Annotated in this window: 24 protein-coding genes and 1 CRISPR repeat array; of the genes, 7 read left to right on the top strand and 17 right to left on the bottom strand. The window is 37.9% G+C overall.

Going from position 1 to position 22,926, the window contains the following annotated elements; genetic code table 11:
• Positions 1-80 precede the first annotated feature (80 nt).
• On the top strand, positions 81-698 hold the full coding sequence (locus tag PN497_RS15880; RefSeq protein WP_096572735.1) for a cytochrome c oxidase subunit 3: 618 nt from the start codon (positions 81-83) through the stop codon (positions 696-698).
• 19 nt (positions 699-717) lie between these two features.
• Here PN497_RS15880 and PN497_RS15875 read toward each other — a convergent pair whose 3' ends face one another.
• The 4 genes from PN497_RS15875 to PN497_RS15860 all read right to left on the bottom strand — a co-directional run bounded on the left by PN497_RS15875 (position 718) and on the right by PN497_RS15860 (position 2,145).
• Positions 718-876: a hypothetical protein gene (locus PN497_RS15875; protein ID WP_272110662.1), complete on the bottom strand. Its 159-nt coding sequence runs from the start codon at positions 874-876 to the stop codon at positions 718-720.
• On the bottom strand, positions 854-1,075 hold the full coding sequence (locus PN497_RS15870; protein ID WP_096569694.1) for a hypothetical protein: 222 nt from the start codon (positions 1,073-1,075) through the stop codon (positions 854-856). The genes PN497_RS15875 and PN497_RS15870 overlap by 23 nt, the downstream gene beginning before the upstream one ends.
• 344 nt (positions 1,076-1,419) lie before the next feature.
• Positions 1,420-1,719, bottom strand: a complete 300-nt coding sequence (locus PN497_RS15865; RefSeq protein WP_096572734.1) for a hypothetical protein — start codon at positions 1,717-1,719, stop codon at positions 1,420-1,422.
• 255 nt (positions 1,720-1,974) lie between these two features.
• Complete coding sequence (locus tag PN497_RS15860) at positions 1,975-2,145, bottom strand: chlorophyll a/b-binding protein (protein ID WP_096569692.1); 171 nt, start codon at positions 2,143-2,145, stop codon at positions 1,975-1,977.
• Positions 2,146-2,470: 325 nt separating this feature from the next.
• Between PN497_RS15860 and ald the strand changes: the two genes are divergently transcribed.
• Both ald and PN497_RS15850 read left to right on the top strand, forming a co-directional pair.
• On the top strand, positions 2,471-3,562 hold the full coding sequence (gene ald, locus PN497_RS15855; protein WP_096569690.1) for an alanine dehydrogenase: 1,092 nt from the start codon (positions 2,471-2,473) through the stop codon (positions 3,560-3,562).
• An 852-nt stretch (positions 3,563-4,414) separates the two neighbouring features.
• Positions 4,415-4,879 carry a hypothetical protein gene (locus PN497_RS15850; protein WP_096569688.1) on the top strand — a complete coding sequence of 155 codons (465 nt, stop codon included), beginning with the start codon at positions 4,415-4,417 and terminating at the stop codon, positions 4,877-4,879.
• A 75-nt stretch (positions 4,880-4,954) separates the two neighbouring features.
• Here the strand turns inward: PN497_RS15850 and PN497_RS15845 are convergent, their stop codons facing one another.
• The 4 genes from PN497_RS15845 to PN497_RS15830 form a co-directional block, all read right to left on the bottom strand.
• On the bottom strand, positions 4,955-5,353 hold the full coding sequence (locus tag PN497_RS15845) for a nuclear transport factor 2 family protein (RefSeq protein WP_096569686.1): 399 nt from the start codon (positions 5,351-5,353) through the stop codon (positions 4,955-4,957).
• 80 nt (positions 5,354-5,433) lie between these two features.
• Entirely contained in the window at positions 5,434-5,682 is a 249-nt protein-coding gene (locus PN497_RS15840; protein WP_272110658.1) for a hypothetical protein, read from the bottom strand.
• A 242-nt stretch (positions 5,683-5,924) separates the two neighbouring features.
• A complete protein-coding gene (gene hisS, locus PN497_RS15835; protein WP_096569682.1) occupies positions 5,925-7,328 on the bottom strand; it encodes a histidine--tRNA ligase in 1,404 nt (467 codons plus the stop codon).
• A 149-nt stretch (positions 7,329-7,477) separates the two neighbouring features.
• Positions 7,478-8,899 carry an aldehyde dehydrogenase family protein gene (locus PN497_RS15830; RefSeq protein ID WP_096569679.1) on the bottom strand — a complete coding sequence of 474 codons (1,422 nt, stop codon included), beginning with the start codon at positions 8,897-8,899 and terminating at the stop codon, positions 7,478-7,480.
• Positions 8,900-9,193: 294 nt separating this feature from the next.
• Here PN497_RS15830 and PN497_RS15825 point away from each other — a divergent pair, with 294 nt between their 5' ends.
• The 3 genes from PN497_RS15825 (at position 9,194) to PN497_RS15815 (ending at position 10,617) form a co-directional block, all read left to right on the top strand.
• Positions 9,194-9,364, top strand: a complete 171-nt coding sequence (locus PN497_RS15825) for a hypothetical protein (RefSeq protein WP_187041540.1) — start codon at positions 9,194-9,196, stop codon at positions 9,362-9,364.
• Positions 9,365-9,504: 140 nt separating this feature from the next.
• On the top strand, positions 9,505-10,368 hold the full coding sequence (locus PN497_RS15820) for an isocitrate lyase/PEP mutase family protein (RefSeq protein WP_096572733.1): 864 nt from the start codon (positions 9,505-9,507) through the stop codon (positions 10,366-10,368).
• Positions 10,369-10,488: 120 nt separating this feature from the next.
• Positions 10,489-10,617 (top strand): hypothetical protein, encoded by a 129-nt coding sequence (locus PN497_RS15815; RefSeq protein ID WP_255427218.1) that lies wholly within the window; start codon positions 10,489-10,491, stop codon positions 10,615-10,617.
• Positions 10,618-11,231: 614 nt separating this feature from the next.
• A CRISPR array of direct repeats spans positions 11,232-11,734; the repeat unit is 37 nt; unit sequence GTTTTTCATAACCTTTTCCCCGCAAGGGGATGGAAAC.
• Positions 11,735-11,960: 226 nt separating this feature from the next.
• On the opposite strand, the gene bioF is transcribed toward PN497_RS15815, so the two are convergent.
• The 3 genes from bioF to PN497_RS15800 all read right to left on the bottom strand — a co-directional run bounded on the left by bioF (position 11,961) and on the right by PN497_RS15800 (position 14,731).
• Positions 11,961-13,157 carry an 8-amino-7-oxononanoate synthase gene (gene bioF / locus PN497_RS15810; RefSeq protein ID WP_096569678.1) on the bottom strand — a complete coding sequence of 399 codons (1,197 nt, stop codon included), beginning with the start codon at positions 13,155-13,157 and terminating at the stop codon, positions 11,961-11,963.
• Positions 13,158-13,334: 177 nt separating this feature from the next.
• Positions 13,335-13,988 carry a Holliday junction branch migration protein RuvA gene (gene ruvA, locus PN497_RS15805; RefSeq protein WP_096569676.1) on the bottom strand — a complete coding sequence of 218 codons (654 nt, stop codon included), beginning with the start codon at positions 13,986-13,988 and terminating at the stop codon, positions 13,335-13,337.
• Positions 13,985-14,731 (bottom strand): sucrose-phosphate phosphatase, encoded by a 747-nt coding sequence (locus PN497_RS15800; RefSeq protein WP_096572732.1) that lies wholly within the window; start codon positions 14,729-14,731, stop codon positions 13,985-13,987. The genes ruvA and PN497_RS15800 overlap by 4 nt, the downstream gene beginning before the upstream one ends.
• A gap of 295 nt (positions 14,732-15,026) precedes the next feature.
• Here PN497_RS15800 and PN497_RS15795 point away from each other — a divergent pair, with 295 nt between their 5' ends.
• Positions 15,027-15,797 (top strand): Uma2 family endonuclease, encoded by a 771-nt coding sequence (locus PN497_RS15795; RefSeq protein ID WP_096569674.1) that lies wholly within the window; start codon positions 15,027-15,029, stop codon positions 15,795-15,797.
• A 58-nt stretch (positions 15,798-15,855) separates the two neighbouring features.
• On the opposite strand, the gene PN497_RS15790 is transcribed toward PN497_RS15795, so the two are convergent.
• The 6 genes from PN497_RS15790 to PN497_RS15765 form a co-directional block, all read right to left on the bottom strand.
• Complete coding sequence (locus PN497_RS15790; RefSeq protein ID WP_096569672.1) at positions 15,856-16,413, bottom strand: Uma2 family endonuclease; 558 nt, start codon at positions 16,411-16,413, stop codon at positions 15,856-15,858.
• Positions 16,414-16,797: 384 nt separating this feature from the next.
• On the bottom strand, positions 16,798-18,441 hold the full coding sequence (locus PN497_RS15785; protein ID WP_096569670.1) for an acetolactate synthase large subunit: 1,644 nt from the start codon (positions 18,439-18,441) through the stop codon (positions 16,798-16,800).
• 122 nt (positions 18,442-18,563) lie between these two features.
• Positions 18,564-19,931 (bottom strand): NAD-dependent succinate-semialdehyde dehydrogenase, encoded by a 1,368-nt coding sequence (locus PN497_RS15780; protein WP_096569668.1) that lies wholly within the window; start codon positions 19,929-19,931, stop codon positions 18,564-18,566.
• A 245-nt stretch (positions 19,932-20,176) separates the two neighbouring features.
• On the bottom strand, positions 20,177-21,058 hold the full coding sequence (gene ylqF / locus PN497_RS15775; protein ID WP_096569666.1) for a ribosome biogenesis GTPase YlqF: 882 nt from the start codon (positions 21,056-21,058) through the stop codon (positions 20,177-20,179).
• A gap of 97 nt (positions 21,059-21,155) precedes the next feature.
• Positions 21,156-21,527, bottom strand: coding sequence for a VOC family protein (locus PN497_RS15770; protein WP_096569664.1), 372 nt, complete (start codon positions 21,525-21,527; stop codon positions 21,156-21,158).
• 99 nt (positions 21,528-21,626) lie between these two features.
• Complete coding sequence (locus tag PN497_RS15765) at positions 21,627-22,844, bottom strand: M20 family metallopeptidase (protein ID WP_096569662.1); 1,218 nt, start codon at positions 22,842-22,844, stop codon at positions 21,627-21,629.
• Between the last annotated feature and the right edge of the window lie 82 nt (positions 22,845-22,926).

The raw sequence follows: 22,926 nt of genomic DNA, 5'->3' as shown, positions 1-22,926 counted from the left end.
TCCCAATTCCCAATTCCCAATTCCCAATTCCCAATTACCCATTACCCATTACCAATTACCAATTACCAAATAAAAAATTCATGCAAAGTCAAATAGCTAACACTACGATCATTGAACAAAATCGTCATGGGGCTGTAGATGCCCATCATGAAGCACATCCAGATCATCGTTTATTTGGTTTGGTTGTGTTTCTGATTGCTGAAGGTATGATTTTTATGGGTATGTTCGGTGCTTATTTAGCTTTCCGTTCTACCTTACCTGTCTGGCCACCGGAAGGTACACCAGAGTTAGAACTGTTGTTACCTGGTGTGAATACTATCAATTTGATCGCCAGTAGTTTTGTCATGCACAATGCTGATACTGCCATCAAAAAGAATGATGAAAAGGGAATGCGTACTTGGTTAGCTATTACTGCGCTGATGGGTGCGATTTTCTTGGTAGGCCAGGTTTATGAATATACTCATCTGGAATTTGGTTTAACTACCAATCTTTTCGCTAGTGCGTTTTATGTTCTCACCGGCTTTCACGGTTTGCACGTAACCATAGGGGTTTTAGCGATTTTGGCAGTGTTGTGGCGATCGCGTACTCCCGGACACTATAGCAATGAACATCATTTCGGCATAGAAGCCGCTGAATTATACTGGCACTTTGTGGACGTAATCTGGATAATTTTGTTCGGATTAATCTATTTACTGTAGGTATTTATTTTGTGGTTATTCACTCCACTTGAATTCCAGTCCCCCATCCAGGGGGTTTTTTTGTTGCTGGTGATTGGTGATTGGTGATTGGTGATTGAACGGGGCGTTTTTTAGAACTTACACCACTTGTAAAAGGAATATCAGCTAACCAGAATTCACCCGGTTGTATAGTTGTCATAAAGTCCTTCGTCTTCTGGAGTGTAGCCTTTTAAAAATGCGTCATGGCTGCGAGTACCTATGGGAGAATTTGGTTTTGGTTGGATAGTAATTATCCAATTTCCTGCTCCTATACTTTCTGTTAAAGATTCAGGTAAAGTAAATTTTTCCCCTGGTTTAAGTTCAATTTCATAAGTTATATTAACTACTTGATTTTTCATAGTTTTTGGGAGAATGTGAGTGCATTTTTACAATACCGTTTCTTTGTGAGTAAGGCTGCGCTAACCTATTTCTTTTTGTGTGTCTTTTGCTTTAACCTGCTTGTCGCCCCTCAACAAGCAAACTCTGAGCAGGATATATATTTTTCATTTGCGGAAATACGTTGATTAATTTTGATGTTAACTCCTGTTGGTATCGTTTTCTGGCTGTTATTTCATGTGATTTTGATCAACTCCATAGCTGTCCAGAGGAAATAAATCTCTTACCTCCCCTGCTTGCTTCATTGCTCACAATTATCTCTCTCTTCTGCATTAATCCATAATTATCAATTATCAATTATCAATTTTCAATTATTTTGACGTGGTTTTTTCTTGGAAACTGTAATGATTGGTAATGGTGGAGTAGAGGGTTGAGGTGGTAAATAATGTTGCACCACAGTTTCCTCTGGCATGGGGGGTTGCTGCTGCACCCGCCATAATTTAAAGGCTAAAGCTACTACTGTTGTTCCTAAACCAAAGGTGAATAAAGACCAGCTATCATCTAAACCCCCAATCAGTGCATCTACTATACCCATTGTAACTAATACACTAATGATAGGTTCTTTCCGGTAGGCTGACTTCAAAAAACGAGGTAATATAGCGTTCATCACAGCTTTCTTTCCGCTAACTTTTCTTGTAAATTGTTCCACAATAGCGCAATTGCTATTCAATTATCATTTCTAGCTATCAAGTCATCTCACATTATAGTTTTCTGGGTTCAAAATAGATGTGGGGTAATTCACCATACTCTATACAGATATTGCGCTACTTTTTCCATAAATTAAAACCAGCTGGTTGATCCAACTGGTTTTTACTCTTCTAATTTCTAGCTTACATCTGAAATCGTTGGCTTGTGGTGGAAACTATTTCAAACCCAACCAAGCAAGTACACCTTGATTAGTGACATATTCAATCACGACCATTAAGATAAAACCAATCATAGCTGCACGACCGTTTAAACGTTCAGCATATTCGTTGAATCCAAACTTGGGTTCTTCTAATTTGGGGGTGACGGTTGGTTGTGGTTGTGTCATGATCAAAAGTTCCTCTCTGAAAAAATGGTGATTGGCAAACGAAACTTAACTGTCTTTTCTGAAATAGTGATGGGGTTTGAGCTTGAGATTCTTATGCAAGTTCTTATGCAAGAATCTTGGATAGCGTGATACAAACCCTTGCTTTACAATTTTTAATGTTTCTTTATCTATTGTAAGAACTGTGGAAGATTCGTCAAGGGAGGAGCGATCGCTAAATTTGCAATTTTGAATGATTGAATACGGACGGAGTGGAACAAATACTGCACTCTAGAGTGAATCATAGTGAATCCAAAATTATTAGAGGTTAATTAGAGGTTATAAATAAATGGAAATCGGTGTACCTAAAGAAACTAAAGATCAAGAATTTCGGGTGGGTTTGAGTCCTTCTAGTGTGCGGGTTCTCACGGAAAGCAGTCATACTGTGTTTGTAGAAACTATGGCTGGTGATGGTGCTGGATTTACAGATGATGATTACCGTAGTGCGGGAGCAAAAATTGTTGATACAGCAGAATATGCATGGCATCGGGAGATGGTTGTTAAGGTCAAAGAACCTTTAAAAACAGAGTATAAGTTTTTGCGAGAAGACCTGTTATTATTTACTTATTTACATTTAGCGGCTGATCGGCAATTAACAGAAAATTTGATTGATGCTGGAACTTGTGCGATCGCCTATGAAACTGTCGAACAACCAGGAGTAAATAGACTACCTTTGCTCACGCCCATGAGTATTATTGCTGGTCGGTTAGCTGTACAATTTGGGGCAAGATTTCTAGAACGTCAACAAGGTGGTAGAGGTGTACTTTTAGGCGGTGTACCTGGAGTTAAACCTGGTAAAGTCGTCATTTTAGGCGGTGGTGTTGTGGGAACAGAAGCCGCTAAAATTGCTGTAGGTATGGGTGCTGGAGTACAAATTTTAGATGTGAATGTAGAACGGCTATCTTATTTAGAAACTTTATTTGGTTCTAGAGTAGAATTACTTTATAGCAATTCTGCTCACATTGAAACCGCAGTTAAAGAAGCTGATTTAGTCATTGGTGCAGTGTTAATACCAGGTAAAAAAGCACCTATTTTAGTATCTCGTGAATTGGTGAAACAAATGCGTCCTGGTTCGGTAATTGTGGATGTGGCTGTTGATCAAGGTGGATGTGTGGAAACATTACACGCCACATCTCACACCAATCCAGTATATATTGATGAAGGTGTGGTACATTATGGCGTTCCTAATATGCCCGGTGCTGTACCTTGGACTTCTACTCAAGCGTTAAATAATAGTACCTTGCCTTATGTTGTGCAGTTGGCTAATTTGGGTGTGAAAGCTTTAGAAGTTAACCCCGCTTTAGGTAAAGGTTTGAATGTCAAAAATCATCGTTTAGTACATCCCGCTGTACAAGAGGTTTTTCCTGACTTGGGTAAATAGGTGACAGGTGACTGGTGACTTGTGACAGATATAAGTTTTTTGAGAGTTTGCCTGTTGCTGTTGTTCTTGTGTTTGCGCGAGGGGGTGGGTGTAAAAAATGGATGTTGTCAAAAAATGCCTGTATCTCTTGATAGGCTTGACTTTGAGGCTATTCATGTTCTCTAGACCCTCGCGCACCTTACACAGACTGGGTTTCAGCCTCCTGCTATTGCAATTCAAATTAAGTAAGTCGGCTTGAAAAAACCGAGGTATGTTACAAAAGGTAAATCCCCTGAAAGTCTCTTCCCTCTTGCCTTTTGCCTTGCCATAACGATAAATTTTAACGCCTACCTACTTACTCCCTATTAGGGATTGAAACTTAAAATATTGCCAACCTCTGCTTTCATTGGCTAATAAATTGCAATTCAAATTACTCCTATTAGGGATTGAAACAAATTATTTTCTCTGTCTAATTCCTTTTGATGGTTCAAATACAAATTGCAATTCAAATTACTCCCTATTAGGGATTGAAACCACCTATTGCATACATTTCCTTGCCCCTATTTTTTTACCCGCTTATTTTCTCAAATTATTGCCACATCTCATCTTCAACCGTCTTGTCACCCGTTAAGGATGCTCCCATTAATTCTGGAAGGTTCTGCTTTCAATAATAGCAGATGCAGAGCCTCTATGATGGCATTCCTAGTCGGATACTGGGAAAGAGAGACGAGAGAACGGCTAAAGGCGAAATATAAGCAATTTTTATCTATTTTTTTATATTTCTCTTGTTAATGAATTGATAAAAATTTGGTTACAAGAGCAAAAATTAAGAGATGATAGAGTTGATTGTATTAAAGGAAGATAATTGTCACCATGAATCAATTATTAGATGAATCACTGTCTTTGCAAGTTGCCGAAAGTATCAAAAGTAAAGCGAAAAAACCTTTTGATAATGCTTATAAAGCAGTTTTAGCAACCGAAGGTGCAAAGTATGTTCAAGGTTTTATAGTTTTTAGTGGTCATCCATATAAACCTGTTGAACACGCTTGGATTGAGTTAGAAAATGTAATTATTGATCCGACTTTTCCTCATTTAAAAAGAAAAGCAGAGAACATTTGGTATTTTCCTGCTCAAAGTTTGACTGTGAAAAAGCTAAAAGCAATTATTGAAGAATCAGAGGAAGATTATCCTGAAGATGATCCTTTACCCATTTATGGTGATGCACCTTATGAATATTATGGGGATGTAATGTTAGGTGATCAAAAATATTTGGATGCTTATCAAGCTGCTGAGGTTAAATGTCGAGAAATTAATGGTTTAGATGCGGAGAAAAATTAATATTAAATAGGAGTCAGGAGTCAGGAGGGGAGGAAAAGTTTTTGAATAATAACTAATGACTAATAACTAATGACTTTAATACGATTTACCATCACTACCAAAGTATTCTCTGTAGCTGCAAATTTTATCACCGCGCACATCAAAGGCAACTGCAACCCGATTTTTATAAGGTTGTCCTAATAAGTTGCCTTCATCCCGAAATTCAAAAATAACTGTTTTTTCGTTGCTGGTAATGTTGTCTAAAGAAGTTAGCTTTAGTCCAGGTTTAAAGGCTTCAGAAACATATTCAAAAAATTCTTTTGCTCGTTCTTTACCTGTATTTAAACCTTGAAATTTACCCATTGGAAACCAAAAGGTAAAATCATCGGTAAGCATATCAAGAAAATTTTGCCATTCACCGGTTTCTAGTCCTTGTTTAAAATGCTCAAATGCTTGTTGAGCAGTTTTTAAAGTGTTTTCTGATGTATTCTTCATTTATGTTGTTATCAATTATCAATTATCAATTGATCAAAGAAGCGATCGCAGTTCCGTTATAGTTTTACTTGATAGTTTTACTATGGTTGTGCGATCGCCCTAATTAATTGATACCTAGCCAAAGGAATCAATTCATCAATTATTATATTTCTGATCTTGTGAATATTGGATGTAGTGTTATACCCATCAGGTGTTTCACCCCACGTTGATAATTTACAGCTATTTTCAGGTAAATAAACCACATTTTGATTTAGGTTTCGCGTCAACATGTGGTCTAAAGATATGAAAACTGCTGTAACAACCACCTTATTGCAATTTTCACCACTCAAAGGTTACACACCTTTTGAGGGGATGGCAAGATAGTAATCTACATCGTAAGATTATCTATCTTCTTCTCTTCGTGTTCTACCCTTCGGGAACACCTTTGGTGAACGTTTTTTCGTGGTTCATTATTTAGCAATGTCCAATAAAATTAAAATACTGGACATTGCTATTAATTTTATTGGAAAAAGCCCATCAACTTGTCGAATAAACCACGTAAAAAGCGCATAAACGAAGGTTTAGGTACTTATTACACTGATGTAATTATACCTAACCTTTGTTTAATTTCTTCCGCTAAATTTGCTAAAGCTACCTCTATTTGTTCACCTGTTTGTAAATCTTTGAGTGATGATTTTTCCGCTGCTGCTTCATCAGCACCAATGATCACACAAAATCTAATTCCCTGTTTATCTGCGGCTTGAAATTGTTTACCCAATTGTTTTTTATCAAAATTGGTAACAACGTTAATTCCTGCTTGTCTTAATTGTTGTGATACCTTTAAATAAACAGGCATTAAATCTTCCTGCATATTCACTACCATTACCTGCGCTGGTGTGGGTGGTAATGTATTCAAAATCCCTGCTTTTAACAAGCGACTAATTAACCGCGTTAAGCCGATAGAAATGCCAACACCCGGCATTTTTTCCCCTAAAAACATTCCTACTAATTCTTCATATCTGCCACCAGAACAGATACTACCTAAAGCTTCATGTCCAATTAAACTTGTTTCGTAAACAGTTCCTGTATAATAGTTTAAACCACGAGCAATAGATAAATCAATACAGAAACGTTTATCAGCAACTCCTAAATCTTTGACTCCATTAATTACGGTTTCTAGTTCACTGACTCCTAAATTAAATTCTTCGGCTGATGGTAAGTTTAAACCTAGATATTTGAGTTTATCTAAGACATCATCAACGCTACCATCAATTTTGATAAACTCAATTATTTTCTCTGTTTGTTCTAAAGAAATACCTTCTTTTTCTAATTCTTGTTTAACTTTCGCTTCGCCGATTTTTTCTAAGTTATCAATGATGCCAATACAAGCTTTAATTTGGTTTTCAGCTACTCCTACAGATTGAAAGAACCCAGTGAGAATTTTTCTGTTGTTGATGCGAATGACAAAATCACCTATATTAATAGCTTCAAATATTTCGGTGATAATTGCTGGCATTTGGGCATCATATAATAAACTGAGTTTACCACGAGCCACAACATCAATATCACATTGGCGAAACTGCCGAAAACGTCCATCTTTTGCTCGTTCTCCCCGAAAAACTACATCCATTTGATAACGCGCAAAGGGAAAAGTTAATTCATTTAAATGCCGGGCAATATAAGCAGCAAAAGGAACAGTTTGATCAAATTTTAAAGCTCTTGCTTCTGAACCTGTTTCCCCAGATTTATCTTTTTCAGCTTGGCGATTTGGTGGTAAAATTGGATCAATACCATATATTATATTATCACCTTGATTGCCCTTGGCTTGCAGCACTTCTAACCTTTCTACTGCTGGGGTTTCAATGGGTGTAAAACCATAACTTTCAAAAACTTTACGAATTATATCTAATAAATATACTTCGAGACGCTTTTCGCTGGGAAGAAATTCGGGAAAACCGCTAGGAGTGGAAAAGTTGATTTTGTCGCTTTTTGCCATGCTTTTACCTTGTTGGTGAATAAGTAGTTATGATACTAAATTACAGCTATTTTCAGGTAAATGAACCACATCGTGATTTTGGTAATTGGTAATTGGTAATTGGTAATTGGTAGATTTCTTTCTGTCACCTGTCACCTGTCACCTGTCACCTATTCTGAATCATGAAACCACCAAGGATCTTTACTGGTGTTCATTTTAATCAAAAAGGCTTTTTTTCTGAGGAAGCGTTTTAAACCAGCAGGACCCATGCGCGAACCTCCTAAACCAGAAAATTTAAAAGCGTTTTTTTCTCCTTCGTGCATTATAGCTGTTAAACCGGCATCATTAATACTAATAGCTCCTACATCTAATTGCATTCCAATTTCTAATGCTAATTCTGCTGATTCTGCAAATATAGCAGCACTCAATCCATAAATAGAATCATTGGCTAAATCTATGGCTTCTTCAATACTAGAAAAAGGCATTATTGGCATAATTGGACCAAAGGTTTCTTCGTTCATGATTTTCATAAAATGGTGAACGTTGGTGATTACTGTGGGACGACACCACCAACCACCACCTATTTCTTCTACTTTACCACCACAGTGAATTATTGCTCCTTTGTCAACGGCATCTTTTAAATGTTCGTTAATAATTGCTGCTTGTTTTTCAGAAATGATTGGTCCTATTTCTCCGCTTTCAATTGTGGGATATGCTAGTTGCAAACGATGGGCTTTTGTGACTAATAAATGATAAAATTCTTCATATATAGATTCAGCTACATAAATTCTTTCAATTGATAAACATGATTGTCCTGTGTTGACGACAGAACCCCATAAAATTGCGGAAGCTGCTAAATCTAAATCTGCTGATTCTAAGACAATTGCGGGATCTTTTCCACCTAATTCTAAGTATGCAGGAATGAAGTTTCTAGCGGCAGTTTCTGCTACTACTCTTCCTGTTTCTACACTACCTGTAAAACAAATTAAATCTACTTCTTCTATTAAAGCCGCTCCTGTTTGTCCTGCACCTTCGACAAAATTTAAGGCATCTTTTAAATGGGGAATTGTATTTAATTTTGTCATCAAAGGTGCAACAAACCGGGGTGTAAGTTCACTCGGTTTTACTATCACCGCACAACCTGCTAATAAGGCGGGAATTGTATCAATTGTAGATAATAAAAGGGGAAAATTCCAAGGGCTAATTACACCAACTAGGGGGTAAGGAACAGCAGTTTGATGTAAAGCAATAAAGGGAATAGATGTGTTTTTGGCTGTTTCTTGTAATAGCTGGGGAGCTAAATTACACCATCTATCAATGCTATTTAAAAAAGAGTCTATTTCTAATATTGATGTTGCTAATCTACCTGTATCATTGACTAAGGCATCTGTTAATAATTTGCGTTCTGTTAATATCGCTTGTTTCCATTGTTTTAATGCTTCAATTCTACCTTCTATACCGATTTCTTGCCAAGCATTTTGTCCCCTACGGAGTCGATGACATTGCTGAGAAAGCAATTTCGGGGGGGGGGGAATGATGACATAATCAAATTTACCTGTGCGGGGGTTGCGGACTTCTATGGGTTTTGTCATTGGCAGGAACAGGGACTAGGGACTAGGGACTAGGGACTAGAGAATTATTTATTCTTCAAATTATGGTCAGTAGGTTAGAAAGTGGATATATCCCCAACTTATTCAAGAAGTCGGGGATCTGGGTATTATGTTTTTAGGTTATCATAATCAGGACTTACGCAAAAGGGAACGAAAGTAGGGGTAATTCATGAATTACCCCTACGCAAGAATAAGGTTTTCAGTCACATCTTCCGTAAGTCCTAATAATATTAGATTTTATAGTAGATATTGACAACTATTGTTTCATAAACAAATATGAACTTAAATTTACCTATCCTTAACCAAATCGCTAACTGCAAAAACTTACTCATTGGGGGGATGGGAGGAGGTTTTGATATTTTCTGTGGTTTACCGATTTACTTTGATTTGCGAAGTTTGGGAATAAAAGCTCATCTTGCTAATCTGAGTTTTTCTAACATTCAGTAAATGCTCAAAATTATGCAAAAACAACCATGAAGAATTGCAGAGAAAATTCCTTTACCTTAAATTATTATAACTGACGAAAAATATCTATTAAACCGTGAAATTAAGGTATTATTAAAGATGTTAACTGTATGATTTTGGTGATGTCTACTTCTCAAAAATTGCGGGAATTACTCGCAGGTTCGGAAATTATTGTTATTCCCGGTGTCTATGACTGTCTGAGTGCGAAGTTAGTAGAAAAAACGGGTTTTCCAGTTGCTGCTACTAGCGGTTTTGGTATTGCTGCTTCTACCTTGGGTTTACCTGATTATGGTTTTCTCACTGCTACAGAAATGTTCTATAGTGTGGGAAGAATAACCCAATCAATTAATATACCATTAATTGCTGATTGTGATACTGGTTATGGTAATGCTTTAAACGTGATGCGGACGGTAAAAGATGCGGTACAAATTGGTTTAGCGGGGATAATTTTGGAGGATCAAGAATGGCCTAAAAAATGTGGTCATTTTGAAGGTAAGCGAGTTATTTCTATGCAGGAACACGCGGGAAAAATTCGTGCTGCTGTAGATGCTCGTGGTGATAGTGGTTTGGTAATTATAGCCCGAACTGATGCACGCGCACCGTTGGGTTTAGAAGCAGCTATTGAACGAGGAAAATCTTATATTAATGCGGGTGCAGATGTTTTGTTTATCGAAGCTCCCCAATCTGTGGCAGAATTAGAAATCATTGCTGATTCTTTTCCTGATGTTCCTTTAGTTGCTAATATTGTGGAAGGTGGAAAAACACCGGAAATTACAACCGCAGAATTACAAAGTTTGGGTTTTAAAATTGTCTTTTTTCCCTTGACTGCGCTGATGGTTGTCACTGAAGTAATGAGTAATTGTTTTCAACATCTAAAAGAACAGGGAAATACAGCTAATTTATCGGGTTTGATGGGTTTTCAAGATTTTCAAAATTTGATGGGTGTTCCTCAATATTTGCAAGTTGAAAAGAAGTATAAAGAGTAAGTTGGTGATTGGTGATTGGTGATTGGTGATTGGTGATTGGGAAAAATCAACTTTTAACTATCACCACATTGATCAATCTTTGGAGTTAGACTAAATAATAACAGCATACAATGATTAATTATGGTTAACTCTCCTTTAGTTTTAACAACTATCCCCACTGATACTTGGGTAGAAGCAACTTGGGAAGATTTTCTCACTTTTGCAGTTCAAGGAGTCAGGAGTCGTAGGGGCGAAGCATTCGGAAAATAGCCTGTGATAAAAATTGATAATTTATCGTCCGAATGCTTCGCCCTTACAGGAAAATAGCCTGTGATAAAAATTGATAATTTATCGTCCGAATGCTTCGCCCTTACAGGAAAATAGCCTGTGATAAAAATTGATAATTGGTCGTCCGAATGCTGATGCTTCCAGCACGCTTCGCGAACGCCCGTACAGGAGTCAGGAGTCAGTGGTTTGACTTTGCTTTTCCCTTCTGCCTCCTGCTTTGTCATAACGACAATTTTTCACACCCACTTGGTTAACTTTTGTAAATTTGAGAACTGGGGAAAATACAGCTTTTTAACTACCAATATCCTTAATATTTCGTCGTTTGCGGGATTGTAACGGAATGTTAAGAACTTTGATAAGTTTGGCGCAAGCAGCTATAAAGATTTACATTTAGTAATGTTCTGTGATTTTAAGAAAATGTTGGTTTTTTGGGTTGACATCTGGGAGTTTTTCGGTTAAATTATCTTTATTGGCTGGAAACAGCAATCTGTACCAAGAAAATTGAATACTGACTTTGCTTGTTACATCTTTGTTTCCGTAGCTTGGCGCAAATGCCCTTTGAAAGCTAAATGTAACAAGGTTTCCGTGAGTATAGGGTTTTTCATAACCTTTTCCCCGCAAGGGGATGGAAACAAACCGCTATCAATTCTTTTTCTAGATTCAATATCTTGATATAGTGTTTTTCATAACCTTTTCCCCGCAAGGGGATGGAAACATCAGATGGTTTTAGATTTTAAATTGAGATTAGATGTTTCAACGTTTTTCATAACCTTTTCCCCGCAAGGGGATGGAAACTTGCCCCTACGATTTGCCCACCTAGTCGGTTGATTGCATCGGCGTTTTTCATAACCTTTTCCCCGCAAGGGGATGGAAACATTAGACAAGAGAATCAGAACATTAATGCCCTGGTTATCTGTTTTTCATAACCTTTTCCCCGCAAGGGGATGGAAACCGCTCTTTTTCTGCTTTTATCCGATCCGCCTCCTGTGTTTTTCATAACCTTTTCCCCGCAAGGGGATGGAAACTTTCTAATTGTGCGATCTTAACGTCACGTTCTTCCATGTTTTTCATAACCTTTTCCCCGCAAGGGGATGGAAACATTTAATAAGCTTTTTAAATATGAAATGTGCCAAAAAAGTTTTGCACCCTCATTTTCGCAATAAACCCTAGCCATTCTCAAGATTATTGCTATAAATTCTCAACTATTTAACGAGTTTTGGTTTTTTCAGCCATTGATATTGACATACACTTTTTTTCTGGTATGATATGTGTATGATCCAAGGGAGTTATATATCTTCCAATAACCAGCAGGAATTATTTTCTAACTACACTTTTTTTAATACACTTCCTAAAGTATTCACTAACTTATTAATATGCTCTTTTTCATGGGTTGCCATAATTGTCACCCTAATACGACTTGTTGGTACTGTGGGAGGACGGATAGCAGGAGCAAAAATACCCGCTTCCTTTAGCTTCTTACCTGCTGTTAAAGCTGTAGCCGCATCAGGTAATTGAAAACAGAAGATCGGAGATTGGGAAGGTAAGATTTTTAAGTTAGGTGTTAACTTAGGTGTTAACTTAGTTAAATTTTCTGTAACCAAATGTTTTAAATAATCAACATTTGACCATAATCGCTGACGGCGTTCTGGTTGTTGTTGTACTATCTGAATTGCTGCTAAAGCTGCTGCTGTGTCTGCTGGTGATAGGGCAGTAGTGTATATCCAACTAGGTGCGCGGTTTTTGAGAAAGTCAATTAATTGATGACTTCCCGCCACATAACCGCCTAAACTTCCCAAAGCTTTGCTTAATGTGCCAACTTGGATTAACTCTCTGCCTGTACAACCAAAATGATCCACACAACCTGCCCCCGTTTTTCCCATAACTCCGGTAGCGTGTGCTTCATCTATCAGCAGCATACAACTATATTCGTCTGCTAGATCCAACAGTTCTGGAAGAAGACACAAATCACCATCCATACTAAAAACGCTGTCGGTGATAATTAAACAACGTCGGTATTTTTGACGTTCTTGCTTTAACTTTGCCGTCAACGCCAGAATATCACAATGGGGATATTCTATGATGGTTGCACCGCTAAGAATTGCCCCATTTTTTAAGCTGGAATGGTTATATTGATCTGATAAAATTAAATCTCGCTTTCCCACCAAAGCAGTAATTGTACCGATATTTGCTAAATAACCAGAACTAAATACTACAGCGTCTTCCGTTTGTTTGGTAGATGCGATCGCCTGTTCCAATTCCCTGTGTAATTCCCGATGTCCAGTGAGTAATCTAGAACCCGTGCTGCCAGTGCCGAATTGTTGAATAGCTTGAATAGCCGATGTTTTTAAATTTTCATCTGCTGCTAATCCCAAATAATCGTTACTAGCAAAATTAATCACCTCTTGCCCAGATAACAACACAACCGCACCGGGTAGACTGCCAATAGTTTGTACAGAACGATACCAATCAGCCCGATGAATAGTTGTTAAAGATTCCTGTATCCAAGCGTAAGGATTACTCATTTTGGATTTTAGATTTTAGATTTTAGATTTTGGATTTTCTAATTCCCAAGTCCCAATTTTCAACACAAATAAACAGATAATTTACTGATGACGCACGCAAAATACCTCTGTAACCTTCTTTCCTTTGTGTCCTTTGCGTACTTTGCGGTTCGTTAAAAAGACCAAAGCTGTCACCTGTCACCTGCCACCTGCCATCTGAACTGCTTCACTACTGCTAAGATGAGCGATCGCTTGTTTAATCCAATCCTCCACATAGGCATCTTTAGTTAAACCAATATCTTCGCTAACAACGTGCAAAGCATGACTAACTTCATGGGGAGTGTAACCCAAAGCAAAGAGAGTCATTTGCACTTCTTCCAAAATACCTGGTGCTGGACCACCGGTAGCCACAAAAAACCCTGCTGACTTACGCCACTCAATCAGTTTACTTTTGAGTTCTAAAGATAAGCGTTCAGCAGTTTTCTTACCCACACCAGGGGTTTGAATGAGCATATTAATATTAGCAGCAATGATCGCCTGTACTAACTCTGGTAATTCCAAAGTATCCAAAAGAGCGATCGCTAAAGCTGAACCAATACCACTCACAGACAGCAGATGACGAAATAAATCTCTTTCCGCAGGGGAAGAAAACCCATAGAGTACAGGAACTTCTTCCCGAATCTGGTAATGGGTAAAAATTTGTACCACATCACCAGTATTACTTAATTGGTTAGCGAGACGTTGGGGGATTTGTAAATCATACCCAATGCCATTTACCTCTAACGTGAGAATCGTGCGATTCGCGCTAACCGTTTGCACACCAGCCACAATACCTTTGAGATAGCTTATCATTTTAGGAACTTAAAGTATTTTAATCCTTCCATAATCCCCGCAGCACAATGCTTTTGTGCTAAGTAACGATATTCAGCAGGATACTGATTGTGCCATTGTAGTAATTCTGGTCTAGCATTACCGACAATGATACCCCGTTCCTCACCTACTGCGAATAAAGCAATATCATTACCTGAATCACCACAAACAACAGTCTGCTCGGCTGCAAATTGCCACTTTTGTCGTAGAAACTGCATTGCTTGACCTTTATCGCTGGTAAGGGGCAAAATGTCAAGGTCTATACCGCTACTATAAATTAATTTTATATTAAGTTGAAGTTTTTGCAATTCTGCCTCAAGTTGTGGTATAATACTTGCAAGTTTTTCTTCTAAGAAAAAACTGACCTTAAAAAGACGTTGTTCGGATTCTGGTTGTAACTCCAATTCGGGGAATTTTTGGGTAATATCCAGTATAGTTTCCCTTTGCCATCCGGGAGCAAGAATTTTTGACCATTGGGGATCGGGAGTATCGCTACCATCGAGATAAATTTCCGTACCCACAGATAAAACCAGTGCATCAGGTGGGATGAGGTTCTTTTCCTGTTGCAGTTCGCGGTACAGAATCGGAGAGCGACCTGTAGAGTAGACTATTTTTGTACCATGTTGTTGACGATGATTTTCGAGGCGATCGCTCAATTCTAGCAAAGCTTGATCATCACCAACAAGAGTATTATCTAGATCAGTTACAAATAAAAACTTAGTCACAGCGATATCCTCAACTTGTGTGGTTATTGACATCAATACTTGGAAAGATTACCGCAAACTGAGGAAAATTTAACATTTTTTATCAGAAGTGAGGAGTCAGTAAGGGTGTAGCACTGCTAAACCCGTACAGGAGTCAGAATATTTATTTATGACAGGAATCTATAAAAGCAACTTTTTTGATCATAATTCTATCAATTATCTTCTTACTTTGCACCTTTGCTTCTTTGTGCCTTTGCGCGAAACTTTAATACCAAGTATAATTAAAATAACGCTATTGAATAAGTGAATAAAAATCATGACTGAACAACTTTTAGACAAAGTTGATGATCACTATATTCCAGATGCTAATTTACTGATTACAGAAGACGATACACCTGTGGATAACTTTCCATCTGCAAAACAACAACGACTTTTAGTTAGTTCGCTTTACAGTGATTCAGAATTACAACCTTGTTTAATAGAAGCCAATGTAGGAATTTATCATACCGATGGAGAACCTGCAATAGTACCCGATGTCTTTATTAGTTTTGATGTGCAAACTCCCGAAGAATGGTGGAAAAAACAAAATCGTTGTTACATGGTGTGGAAATTTGGTAAATCACCAGAATTAGTCATGGAAATAGTTTCTAACCAAGAAGGGGAAGAACTCACCAAAAAACTGAAAATATATGAAAGAATGAAAGTCAACTATTATCTAGTTTACGATCCGAATCAAGAACTAGGAGAAGATCAATTACACATTTATCAATTAGTCGGTAGACATTATGCAAAAACCTCAGAAACTTGGTTATCAGATATTAACTTAGGTGTGACATTTTGGGAAGGAGAATTTGAAGGGAGAAATGATATTTGGTTACGTTGGTGTGATCAACAAGGAATGGTAATACCTACAGGTGATGAACGTGCTGCAAGGGAGAAATTAGAAAAAGAAGAAGCACAAATACGCGCCCAAGAAGCCGAAAATCGCGCCCAAGAAGCCGAAAATCGCGCCCAAGAATCTGAAAACCGCGCTCAATTATTAGTGCAGAAATTGAGAGAATTAGGAGTAGATCCTGATACAATTTAAAAGATGTTGGTAACGGGTAATGGGTAAATAATTATTTCCTATTCCCTATTCCCTAACTTTAAGGAATACCCGCTTGTTGAAAAATTTGTTCCGCAGAAATTACCAAACCTGGAAATAGAGAATCTTCTAAACTATCATTACCCCTTTTTGTTTGGGGACGTGCATCAGGATAAAATATAGTTACCGTTTTCGCTTTCGGATCTATTACCCAAACCCTCATTACACCTGCATCTAGATAATTTGTAGCTTTAGCACTCATTTCTCCAAAAGATTGATCAGGTGAGATAATTTCTATAACTAAATCAGGAGAAATAGGACAAGGTTCATTTTCAATGACATCACTCGGAAAACGGGAATAAGAAACATATAATAAATCTGGAACAGGGACCCAATCTTTACCGCAAAGTTTTAAAATAACTGCCCATTCTATACCTACTTCCCCTTTATTTTCTGCCCATTGTGTGAGAATTAAACATAATGCAATAGTTAATCGAGAATGGAATCTTTTTGGTGACATTTTTGCTTTTGCTTCCCCGTTAACTAATTCATAAGTCATATCCTCTTCTGGAAGAGTGAGAAATTCTTGTAGTGTCAGTTGATTTTTAATAGCAATCATAAGTTTGTCAGAATCATAATGTCCAGGATTTTAGGATTTACAGGATTTGGTTTATCTGTGTTTATCTGCGTTCATCCGCGTTCTATTTTTGATATTTTTTATTTTTTATTGATGGTAGATAACTTTTTTTAACGAACCACAGAGGCACAGAGGACACAGAGAAAAAATTAAAGTTAGTGAAGTTTAGATGTCTGCTTTTTTGGTTAATCTTGATTATATCAGATATTATTTTTAAGGATATAAAATAACATCCTGTACATCCTTAAATCTTAGATATCATCTCAACTTCACTTGATAACCCACCAAATTCATTTTCTGGGTAATCGGTAATAGGTAATGGGTAATTATATTTTTCCCGATCGCCAATTACCAATTACCAATCACCTAAATCTCACAACTTAACTCATCAGCTTTTTGCGTAAACTTGCGATTTTCTCGATAGTCTACCCTACAATCTATAACAGCAGGGACATCTTGAATTAAAGCTTCTTTTAAAACAGGAATTAAATCAGTTACAGACTCAACGCGATAACCTTTTAAACCCATACTTTCCGCTAATTTAACAAAATCAGGATTACCAAAATGGACAAAAGCAGCGTTACCTTTACCAAATTGATTTTCCTGTTTCCACTCAATTAAACCATAGCCACCATCATTAAAAATTAAGGTGACAAAAGCAGTACCCACCCGCAAAGCTGTCTCTAATTCTTGACAGTTCATCATAAAACCACCGTCACCGGTGACAGCAACAACTTTACGATTGGGATAGACTAATTTAGCAGCTAAAGCGCCAGGAATAGCAATTCCCATTGCTGCAAAACCATTAGAAATAATGCAAGTGTTCGGACTATGACAATGATAATGTCTAGCCATCCACATTTTATGTGCGCCGACATCAGAAATTACAATATCATCGGGTCCCATTACCTGCCGCAAATCATAAATTAATTTTTGTGGTTTAATGGGAAATCCATCATCATTGGCATATCTTTCATAATCTGCGCGAATATTTGGCCGTAAACTAATAGCATAAGGATTAGGTTTACCTTGTCTATCAGCGACTTTTAAAATTTCATTCAGTGCATCAGAAATATCCCCTACTACTTCCACTTTGGGAATATAACTACTATCAATTTCTGAGGAAGTAGCTGCAATATGTACAATGGGAATATTACCTTCAGGATTCCATTTTTTAGGAGAAAATTCGATTAAATCATAACCAATTGCGATGACTAAATCTGCATGATCAAAACCACAGGTGATAAAATCTCTTTGTTGTAATCCTACAGACCATAAAGCCAAAGGATGGGTATAGGGAATTACTCCTTTACCCATGAAGGTATTAACAACAGGAATATTTAATTGGGTAGCAAATTGGGTTACAGCGTCACTAGCTTGGGCGCGAATTGCTCCATTTCCTACTAAAATGATCGGGTTTACTGCTTGGGAAATAAGCGCAGATGCAGCGCGAATACTAGCAAAAGCTGCATAGGTTTTTTCAATGTGATCTCTTTGTAAAGGTTTGCCTTCTACGGGCATGGCTGCAATATTTTCTGGTAAGTCAATGTGAACAGCACCAGGTTTTTCTGTTTGCGATCGCTTGAAGGCTTTTCTGACTACTTCTGGTGTAATACTCGGTCTAACTATCTGTTTATTCCATTTAGTAACCGGGGCAAACATAGCCACCAAATCTAAATATTGATGAGACTCAATGTGCATTCTATCTGTTCCCACCTGTCCGGTAATAGCTACTAATGGCGCACCATCTAAGTTAGCATCAGCTACACCAGTCATTAAATTAGTAGCACCAGGACCAAGAGTAGAAAGACAAACCCCCGCCTTACCAGTTAACCTCCCATAAACATCGGCCATGAATGCAGCACCTTGTTCATGACGAGTGGTAATAAATTGAATGGAGGATTTTTTTAAAGCTTCTAAAACGTGCAGGTTTTCCTCACCAGGTAAACCAAAAACGTACTGTACACCTTCATTTTCTAAACACTGTACCAATAATTCAGCAGTATTCATGATTATTTCCTCAAAGTAATAATTAAAGGAGTCAGGAGTCAGGAGTCAGGAGTCAGGAGGAAGAAGAAAGAATGAATTTTTAAACTTTTGCCTTTTGCCTTCTTACTGTCACCTGTCACCTGTCACCTCATCCAAACTGTCTTGATATTCACAAATTCATGAATACCTTGAATACTTAACTCTCTTCCATATCCAGAACGTTTAATACCCCCAAAAGGTAAACGCGGATCAGATTTAACCATGCCATTAATAAATACTGCCCCGGCTTCAATTTCTTGAATGAGGCGTTTTTTTTCTGCTTCATTATTTGTCCAGGCACTTGCACCTAAACCAAAGGGTATATCATTAGCTAATTTGATCGCTTCATTAATATCCCTAACTCGGAATAATAAAGCCACTGGTCCAAAAAATTCTTCCTTTGCAATAGGATGTTCTACCGGGATATCTATAATAATAGTAGGTGGGTAAAAATTGCCAGGTTGATCTTTTAAAGCATTACCACCTGTGAGGACTTTAGCACCATTTTCTACCGCAATTTTCACCTGATTTTCTAAATCTTGGAGAATATCGGGTGTTGCTAATGGTCCAATATCTGTATCATCAGCCAAAGGATCACCGATTTTCAAAGTTTGGAATTTTGCTAAGAGCATTTTTTCAAACTCATCTGCAATTTGATCAGCAACAATAAACCTTTTAGCTGCTATACAAGATTGACCATTATTGATCATTCGTGCGGTGACTGCGGTGGCTACTGCTAATTCTAAATCAGCACTTTCTAAGACTATAAAAGGGTCACTTCCCCCTAATTCTAAGACAGTTTTTTTAATTTGTTTACCAGATGCAACCGCTAAAGAAGCACCTGCGGGTTCACTTCCAGTTAATGTAGCAGCTTTGATCCGATCATCTGCCATTAAATCAGCTACTTTTGTAGCACCTATTAATAATGTTTGAAAAACTCCTTGGGGAAAACCTGCACGGTTGATAATATCTTCTATTGCTAAGGCACATTGGGGGACATTAGAGGCGTGTTTGAGTAAACCTACATTGCCCGCCATTAATGCCGGTGCTGCAAACCGAAAAACTTGCCAAAAAGGGAAATTCCAGGGCATAACGGCGAGAATAACCCCCAATGGTTGATATTTTATGAAGCTATGACTTGCATCGGTTTTAACTGAGACATCAGCTAAGAAACTGGCAGCATTTTCGGCATAGTAACGACAAACCAGGGCGCATTTTTCCACTTCTGCGATCGCAGATTTTAAGGTTTTACCCATTTCCAGGGTCATGATTTTGGCAAAATCAGCCTTTTCCTGTTCTAAAATATTCGCTGCTTGGAGTAACCATTGCGATCGCTCCTTAAAACTTGTTTGACGATACTCCTGAAAACTTTGCTGGGCTAATTCCACTTTAGCCGCTATTTCACCATCCTCAAGCGGTTCAAATACTTTCAGAGTTTCCCCCGTAGCGGGATTAATGGTAGCAATAGCCATTCCCTGATCTCCTGTTAAAAACTAACTTCAGGTAGTTTCCTAGTGTTACACACATTCACGATAGCAGCTACCATCAAAATTGACCTAAAGCTTTCTAACGTTAGTGACTCAGATCATCTGTGAGGCAGAATTGTCAACTTGCTACTTGGGCGATCGCCTCTGGTTACAGTCCCGACTTTTAACTAGTCAATTTCTACTCAAACCACTCATTTACTACTCAAAAAAGCCTGGAAACCGTTGTCAAATCAATGTGGTGGAATTTCTAAAGGTATATTACCTAAAAGTCCTTTGCGAAAATCGCTAACTAAAGTTCTAGCAGCGCGTTCAACATCTCCTTTATAACGATGTTCTGCGAGAACGTGCAAATATTCTTCTCCTGTGTGAATAATAGAATCAACTTCGTAGCGTGAAAGTAATGGGTGTGGTGGTAATAAATGAGGATGGCTTTCTTGCAGTTCGTTTAAAATATCTACAAAAGCAGCCGCCACTAATTGATTATCATAGGATGCTTCGCCAATATCATCACAAATTGCTAATTTGACTGCGGCTGCTTGATCATCTAATCTAGCAGGAATAACACCAGGTGCATCTAATAATTCTAATTGTTCAGAAATTCTCACCCATCGTAGTTGACGAGTCACCCCCGGACGCGCAGCACTTTCAACAACCCGTTTTCCTAGCAAGCGGTTAATTAATGCTGATTTTCCCACATTAGGAAAACCAATCACTACCGCACGCACTGGACGGGGTAACATTCCTCTTTGTTTTCGGCGTTCATTCAATTCTACCCCGGCTGCTTGCGCTGCTTTAGCTATGGCTGTGATACCTTGACCATGTTGAGCATTAGTAAAATAAGGGACTTGTTCTTGGCTTTTAAACCATTCTACCCACAGCGATCGCACTTGGGGGTAAATCATATCTAAACGGTTAATTACTAACACCCGCGACTTACTCCCCACCCATTCATTCATTTGCGGATGGTTTGTAGCTAAGGGAATACGTGCATCCCTCACTTCTAATATCACATCTACCCTTTTTAACTGTTCTTTGAGATTTTTTTCAGCTTTGGCAATGTGGCCAGGATACCATTGAATAAGATTTAATTTGTAATTTTGTGTGATGGACATTGGTGATTGGTGATTGGTGATTGGTGATTGGTGATTGGTGACTGGTGATTGGTGACTGGTGACTGGTGATTGGGTAAAAATAACTAATAACTAATAACTAATAACCTTGATGTAATATTAAACGATTGCCATCGGGGTCATAAGCGTAAATTTCTCTACCGTGGGATGCTATAGAAATCTTTCCCGGTGGGGGATAACCTAAAGATGTGAGGTGTGCGATCGCATTTTCTAAATTACTCACTTCTATACACAAACTTAGCGGACTTTTGCTATTGCTTACAAATTCTGATTCATCATTTTTCTTTGGTTTAAATATACCTAAAGTTAAACTCAGGATGTTAAACTCAGCATAAACATTAGGTATCATCTTTTTTGGTTCTTGTTCTAGTAACTGAATATAGAAATTTACCAATTGATCAAAATTTACCGTGCCAATGGTCACTAATACATTTACACTATTATATTCCATAAATGAATAAATTGTACAAATTTTATAAACTTATTATAAAATTATTAAAATTTAGGAACAGGCAAGATGCCTATCCCACAATTATCACATTAGATTAGATTAGTTCAAAAATTTCTCGACACATCTAACAAAGATTTCTACACCCATAGCTAACGCTGTTTCATCAAAATCAAAACGCGGATGATGATGAGGATAATTTAATTTTTTCTCAGCATTGGCAGAACCTAAAAAGAAATAACAACCAGGAACTTCTTGCAGGAAAAATGACATATCTTCACTACCCATAATTTGACATTCTGGGATAATATTCACAGGTGTTTCTACTACTGTTTCTGCTACACTTCTCACTAACTCTGCTATTTCTGGATCGTTAATGACTGGAGGATAAAGATTGACATATTCTAAGTCATAATTAGCGCCATGAGTTTGACAAACTCCAGCAATAATTTGTTCAATCCGTTTTTCAAAAAATCCTGCTAAGTCAGTGTTAAAATATCTGATAGATCCACTCATCCTTGCTGTATCAGCAATTACATTCATTCTTGTGCCGGCGTGGAGTTCACCTATTGTCACTACTGCTGATTCTAAGGGGTTGACGTTCCGCGCTACAATTGTTTGCAAGGCGTTGACAATTTGGGCTGCAACTACCACTGAATCAACTGTTTGATGAGGTAGCGCACCATGTCCACCTTTGCCTAAAATTGTACAGTTAAAATAGGAGATAGCTGCCATAAAAGCACCTGGACGAACTCCGACAATCCCCACTGGCAGATCATTCCACAAATGTAAACCGATCATGGCATCAACATCTGGGTTTTTCAAGACTCCAGCTTCAATCATCGGTTTTGCACCACCTGGACCTTCTTCTGCGGGTTGGAAGATGATTTTTACAGTACCGCTGAATTCTTGACGATGTTGTTGTAGGTAGTATGCTGTACCCATTGCGATCGCTGTATGTCCATCATGTCCGCAAGCGTGCATCACTCCATCATGCTGGGAGCAATAAGGTACTTCATTTTCCTCTTTAACTGGCAGAGCATCCATATCAGCACGGATACCTAGAACTTTATCAGGTCCAGATTTTTCACCTTTGACAATAGCCACAATGCCAGTTTCCGCGATACCAGTTTGATGTTCTATTCCCCAACTTTGCAACTTTTGGGAAATATACTCAGCAGTCAGTTTTTCTTGAAAACCTAACTCTGGTTTTTGATGTATGCGTCGTCTCCATTCTATTAACTGCGGTTGTAAAGCACGAATTTGTAACCGCACATTAGCAAGATTTTCAGTACCAGAATTTGGGATAGTAGAAATCATAATGGGTAATTGGTAATTGGTAATGGGTAATGGGTAATTGGTAATGGGTAATGGGTAATTGGTAATGGGTAATGGGTAATTG

The sequence above is a fragment of the Sphaerospermopsis kisseleviana CS-549 genome, from assembly GCF_028329225.1.
In the GTDB taxonomy this organism is placed as follows: Bacteria; Cyanobacteriota; Cyanobacteriia; order Cyanobacteriales; family Nostocaceae; genus Sphaerospermopsis; species Sphaerospermopsis kisseleviana.
The sequence above is the reverse complement of the archived record's forward strand: the minus strand, read 5'-3'. Positions and strand labels throughout refer to the sequence as shown.